This window comes from Candidatus Nanobsidianus stetteri (assembly GCF_003086415.1).
In the GTDB taxonomy this organism is placed as follows: Archaea; Nanobdellota; Nanobdellia; order Nanobdellales; family Nanobdellaceae; genus Nanobdella; species Nanobdella stetteri_A.
On the sequence record NZ_QEFP02000005.1, the window covers coordinates 1 to 5,763 of the forward strand.

At 31.0% G+C, this 5,763-nt stretch carries 5 protein-coding genes and 2 pseudogenes; 3 read left to right on the forward strand and 4 right to left on the reverse strand.

Going from position 1 to position 5,763, the window contains the following annotated elements:
* Nucleotides 1–293 (reverse strand): annotated as a pseudogene (locus DDW03_RS01120) (hypothetical protein); the annotation flags it as partial.
* Nucleotides 294–415: 122 nt separating this feature from the next.
* Nucleotides 416–646, reverse strand: a complete 231-nt coding sequence (locus tag DDW03_RS01125) for a DUF4898 domain-containing protein (RefSeq protein ID WP_228615230.1) — start codon at nucleotides 644–646, stop codon at nucleotides 416–418.
* Between the two features lie 115 nt (nucleotides 647–761).
* On the opposite strand from DDW03_RS01125, the gene DDW03_RS01130 reads away from it, so the two are divergent.
* From DDW03_RS01130 to DDW03_RS01140, 3 genes are all read left to right on the forward strand, one after another.
* The gene (locus DDW03_RS01130) at nucleotides 762–1,415 is read left to right on the forward strand and encodes a hypothetical protein (RefSeq protein ID WP_228615231.1); all 654 of its coding nucleotides are present in this window, start codon (nucleotides 762–764) and stop codon (nucleotides 1,413–1,415) included.
* Between the two features lie 100 nt (nucleotides 1,416–1,515).
* On the forward strand, nucleotides 1,516–3,414 hold the full coding sequence (locus DDW03_RS01135; RefSeq protein WP_228615232.1) for a serine/threonine-protein kinase: 1,899 nt from the start codon (nucleotides 1,516–1,518) through the stop codon (nucleotides 3,412–3,414).
* A 326-nt stretch (nucleotides 3,415–3,740) separates the two neighbouring features.
* Nucleotides 3,741–4,118 (forward strand): hypothetical protein, encoded by a 378-nt coding sequence (locus DDW03_RS01140; protein WP_228615233.1) that lies wholly within the window; start codon nucleotides 3,741–3,743, stop codon nucleotides 4,116–4,118.
* On the opposite strand, the gene DDW03_RS01145 is transcribed toward DDW03_RS01140, so the two are convergent.
* Together DDW03_RS01145 and DDW03_RS01150 are read right to left on the reverse strand one after the other, a co-directional pair.
* The gene (locus DDW03_RS01145; RefSeq protein ID WP_228615234.1) at nucleotides 4,119–4,859 is read right to left on the reverse strand and encodes a hypothetical protein; all 741 of its coding nucleotides are present in this window, start codon (nucleotides 4,857–4,859) and stop codon (nucleotides 4,119–4,121) included.
* Nucleotides 4,860–4,889: 30 nt separating this feature from the next.
* A pseudogene (locus DDW03_RS01150) lies at nucleotides 4,890–5,763 on the reverse strand (ATP-binding protein); the annotation flags it as partial.

Here is a 5,763-nt window from a genome sequence, read left to right on the forward strand (position 1 = left end):
CCACCTTCATTTAAAATATCATATTCAACACTGTAAATCCCTTCAGAAAGCATACTACCATCTTCGAAAACTTTGATTACTTGATTATCGTTTTTAAAACTTCCTTTGAGCAAAACTATACCTAAAGATCTTAAATATATTTTTAGAACGTTCATAATATCTTTCTCGCTGCATAAGGTTTTCTCATGAGAGATAAGATGCTTTATTTCATCCTCATACACAATTCTGCCATGTATTAAATTACTATTAAACAATATGTCAAGGATTTTTAATGCCTCTTTTTCACAATCCATATGCGATACTTTAAATTTCGCACAATAAAATTCTTACGTCGGGTTAGCAAAGTTAAAACAATACAAAAATTTTATCATTAAGCGAATCTCTTATAAAATAGTAAATTACAAAATTATTAAAGTTAATATTCTTTATTATTAAAGTTAATATTCTTTAGATCTTCCGATATATTATCTATAGTAAACTTATCTCCTATTATTACCAGCTTCCTAACTTCTTTAGGTATAATTAGTTTCAAAAATCTCACGTAGTCGGTGACAATCCCCTTTTGTATAACACGTATTTTAGATACTCCTAATTCCTTTACAAATTCTAGTTCGTCAGCAGTAAGATACTCTTCCAATGAAGTCATCTTACTAACTAATTACATTATAAAATATAAACATTAATATTGTAAAACTATGGAATTAATAGCATAAATCATTACAAGTAAAAAATTAATAATGCAATAATAAATAAACCTAATAATGCAAGTAAGTAAAGCGTTGATTAAAAAGGATGTAGTAATTGATGATGTCTTTAAAATATTAAATTTGAAAGATTGTGAAAGAGAATTAAAATTATTAGAACTGAGCAAGAGTATTAAGAGTGGAGACCTAATAAGAATTTCAGACTATATCAATGTCTCCACAGAAACAATAATCAAAATCATTAAAGATCTTACTATAACTTACGGAGAAATTATGGTACCAGCTTCTATATCTTTAGCTCTGTTAATATATGGACTTAATTTTAACAAAAGAGAGGAGTATATGAGAACAAATAAAGACTGGGAACTTGTAAAGAAAGGCATAGGTGCTATTTCATATGTTAAATACTATGATTACGAAAATAGAACTTATGAAATTAATATCAAGACTTTAAAGAGGATTAATGATGATAATGATTATATGAGACTTTGTAAAAATGATTTTATCCACCTACAAATATGGGTATTAGCATACATTATAGGTAATTTAAAGGATAGAAAAATAGAGATAAGAGAGATAAGAGAAGGAAGTAATCTAGTAGGCATAAGGATTAAGGCAAAGCTTAAGGACGTTGAAGATATACTTATAGAAAGTGAGAAAAAATACAGAAATATAGTGAAACTTCTTGCGGGATGGTTTATTTACGATTAAGAAAAAATTGAATTAAGCGCTGGGATGCTGATTATTGATGAGGACCACCGGCTCTGATTGATGATGTACTTTAAAACCTTAATTTAGTTAAATATTCTTGATGAGAAAACCACAAAATGATAAATTATTTTCATTATCAATATTTTCTACTATCGTAATTTTAGTAGCATTCTTTGTGACCAGAAACTACTTGCTTCTTGCATCCCTTATAGGACCATTATCTTCAATAAAAACATCTTATAATAGGAAATATTCGTTATATTCCATGATTTTAAGTCTATTATCAGCAGCTGTATCATCTCCTACTTACTCTCTTCCCCTCTCTTTCTTAATTTCAGTTTATCTTTACTTCGATTTTTACATAGGCTTAATATTTTTCCTCTTAATCGAAGCAATAATGTTCGTAATAACTTTATTCTACTCTGTAATACCCCCGTACTCCGCACCACCAGTACTCTACGATTTATTAACTGCTACTCCTTTAGCGTTACTCACTATCGCCAACTACCGAGCTTATAAAGGAAAGGACTATAATGTGGTCACATTTAAAACCGTTGGAATACCTAGAGGAACGCCTTGGTTTATTGAACTTGATAACAACGTGATAAATTCCGTGGACGACGAGCTCCGAGTAGTTTCCAAAGGCGGTACATGGATAACTTGTCCAGTAAAAGTTGGAAATGAGTATTACTTGCCTAAACATAATAAAGGAGTGTGTAGAAGCGGAGATGAAATAACAATATTTTTTGAAAGAGGGGATGAGAAGGATTTAAATAAGTTCGAGGAATGCCTTGTAACTTTTGTAGCGACTGGATTACCTAAAGGAGTCACGTTCTCAGTAGAAGTTAACGGAAAGAAGTATAATGGAAAAGAAATTATTAAAGTACCAGCAATAGATAACTCGTTTATTATTTGGAGGGCTTTTGACGTAAAAGTGAGCGATATAGTATTTCAGCCTAAAGTTAGCATGGGCACCACAATAAGGGGTAAAGTGGTAGGGATAGAATTTGAACCCAAAATAATAGTCAAACAACTCGACCTCAAAAATTGGGATCCTAAGGTATGGGTTGACAGGGATGTTTATGGCTATAAAGTTACTGATGTAATAGGAGAAGGAGGATATAGTTATGTTTTAAAAGCTGAGAAGGATGGAAAATATTACGCTATAAAAATACTTAAACCAGCGAGGTCTTTATCACAAACTGTCGCCATAAGAGAATTCGTGGATATTTTTAAAGAGTCAAATAACCTCATTAAACTAAGCGATAATCCTCACCTAGTAAGAATAAACGGAATATTTGCTGATGTAAATCAAATAGGTTCTATATTTAAAGGGGACACTGAAATTTACTTGAAATATCCGCCAGCAATAATAATGGACTTCATGCGAGGAGGGACTGCAAAAGAACTGATTCATTTTAGAGAGGAGAAAGAAGAATGGTACGAAATAGTGAAAATTATAATTAAACACGTTGCTTTAGCACTTAAACATATACACGATAACGGCTACGTACATTTAGACGTAAAACCACAGAACATATTCTTTGAAGAGCCGTTAGGGGACAACTTAACGGATATAAGGAATAAATTGATCCAAAACCCTAAAATAATAAAGTTAGGTGATTTGGGTTCAGCATCAAAAATAGGTGAGAAATTTTTCCAAATTTCCCCAGCATATGGAAGCCCTATGCAATTAGAGCACGCAATTTTAGGCTTAGGAGCTGAACCCTCTTTTGATATATTTTCTTTAGGAATTACCGGATACTATCTGCTCACTGGAAACGCCAGTCCGGTAGCTGACTATCTAGATAGAGCAATAGATTTTTACAATAATAACGACATAGCTACCGCATTGAAAATAGTTAATGAAGCAAAAACAGTTATTTCCAATTGGAACCCATCTATTCCACAAAACGTTCCTATGAATTTAAGAAACGTGATAATTAATTGTATTAAAGGTACTATAAAAGACGAAGAAATAACGAGGCTATTACAGTAAATCGACGAAACATAAATATCTATTTTACATTTAATTTATTTATAATTCTTAAAATGATGACGCAAATGAAAGAGAATTAGATAAAAAGAAATTTATATACTTAAAACCCTAAAAAGTACATGAACCGACAATAGGGCGAGAGTATGCAATTACTTATTATATTATTAATACTTTTCACACTCGCTAACAGTACTTTGTTATATGTATATTCGAGAAAATTTCGGAAGTTAGCGGAATATATATTAAATGATGGAAAAAGGAAACTAATACTCGATTTTCTCGAAAATGGAATAGCGTTTTTAATGGATAGTACCCTATCGAATTTAGTGGAAGAACTCCTAGTTTTTGGTAACATAAACGGTGGGAAAATAGAGATAAAAGACATTACACTAGCAATAAAAGAGAAGGCTGATGTGATAAATAATGAAATAGGAAAATTGTATAAAATTTCAACACTCTTAATGAAGGTAGATAATTTAGGTAAAGAACTGCTAAATTACTCCAGATATCTTAAAGTAATATCTATAGCATTATTAACTTTAGTAATCTTTTTCCCCTTAATAAACACCTTATTCCAAAGCTTAGAATTAGAAATAATAGAATGTGGAACAGGGACAGATTTATTGGCTTTCGGTTACTTGATACTCCTAATTTGGATAGTAAACAGAAGAAGAATTATTAAACAGTTAAAAGAAGGGTTATAATTATATTATAATACTAGAATTAGAATATTTCTTCTCATATTCCTCTATTTTATTTATGATCTCTTCATCAATTAAGCTGGACTTAATTATATAACAGTTTCTTAAATTTTTAGTTAGCATGTATTTAAGCAAATTTAAGGAAGGATTAATAACTTGATGACACAGAAAGGAAGCCTTATCCCTATAAAATACTCCTCCAGTAGTAATGATGAGATGTAATATTGGTAAATAATACTCACAATCATAAATTTCAACGTCATGTATTATTTCAGAAAAATACATTGAAATCAATATTAATTTTTCTTCATTGCAATCTTTCACCTTTACATTATTAAATCTTATCACATTATCCTGTGATGATTCTATAATAAGTTTGTTTGAATTAAAATAATTGTCTATTAATTTTATTATTTCTATTCTATCTCCGCTAAATTCTACTTCCTTAGTCTTCAAAACTTTAATGATCTCTACTATCTCATATAAATTATTAGACAAAAAGTCCTGAGGCTTAAGGATCTTTAATCTCTTACCATTCCATAATACCTCAAAGTAATCTCCCGTGAGTTTTATTTCTACCTTATCCTCTAATTTGCTTAATTTCTCAAGCAAATCTTTAGAAGGGAGAATTGACGATTTTAAAATAACATTGTTGTTTTTGAAAATAAAGAATCCTTCAAGTGATAAATCAAAATTAAATTTCTCAGCTAGTTCAATGCCCTTTCTGATGTTATCATCAACCACTTGTACGAATTTATAAAAAGGGTTAAAAAATTAAACAACAACTTCTTCCTTCTTATCTGGACTTACTGAATTTAATAAACTTCTCAGCCTCTCTTCCAAAAGCATAGAGTCTCCCCTAATGATCCTTACAGCCTCTAGCGTAGGTAGTTCCATAGTCTCCACGCCATTAATATTAAGCCTAACGTTAGTTACCAGGAACTTTAACGCTACTTTATATTCCTTTTTCTCATGCTCTATCTTATCTATATAGCTTAATAATTCTATCTCTTGATCCCTTTCAAATTCTTTACCATTAAACAATTTAACCAAGCCCGCATATGCTAAGCCGTCTTTAATAAAGAACAAACCTACAGTTAGTGTCTTACCCTTTACTTCTACCCTCTTACCCCTTGGGTGGACATAAGAAATATTGAACTCTTTAGCTAAGGAAATTAAAGATTCTCTCATCATTTTCTCTAATGACCTTGAATCTTCTGCGACATCTTTTAAAGTATATGACTCTTTAATTTTCTCCCTAATACAACCTATATTTTCTTTGCAAAAAGACTCTGCTTTATCTATTTCTGACCTTATGTATTGCAAAATTGAACTCACAGTATTAATTTCTTTGCCGTTCCATAAGGATAGAACTATCGGGTAAAGTATATCCGATAAGTCCTTGCAATAAGCCTCTACAATTTCCTTAATATCGTCTGAAGTTAACGCGTTGTCTAAGCTAATCCTACTTTCATCTAACCTCCTCCTTATGGCCAAATCACTAACTTTACTATAGGCATCTGTGGGTATTGCCATTAATACTGGGATATTAAGACCGGAGTTTATTAGCCTATGTATCTTTTGAAGATGGTGGTATGCTTTCTGAAGGGATTTACAGTGTTGAATATGATATTTTAAATGAAGGTGG

Excerpts from the sequence above, each read along its gene's own strand:
- DDW03_RS01125 (WP_228615230.1), bottom strand. The coding sequence starts at position 646 with ATGACTTCATTGGAAGAGTATCTTACTGCTGACGAACTAGAATTTGTA.
- DDW03_RS01130 (WP_228615231.1), top strand. The coding sequence starts at position 762 with ATGCAAGTAAGTAAAGCGTTGATTAAAAAGGATGTAGTAATTGATGAT.
- DDW03_RS01135 (WP_228615232.1), top strand. The coding sequence starts at position 1,516 with ATGAGAAAACCACAAAATGATAAATTATTTTCATTATCAATATTTTCT.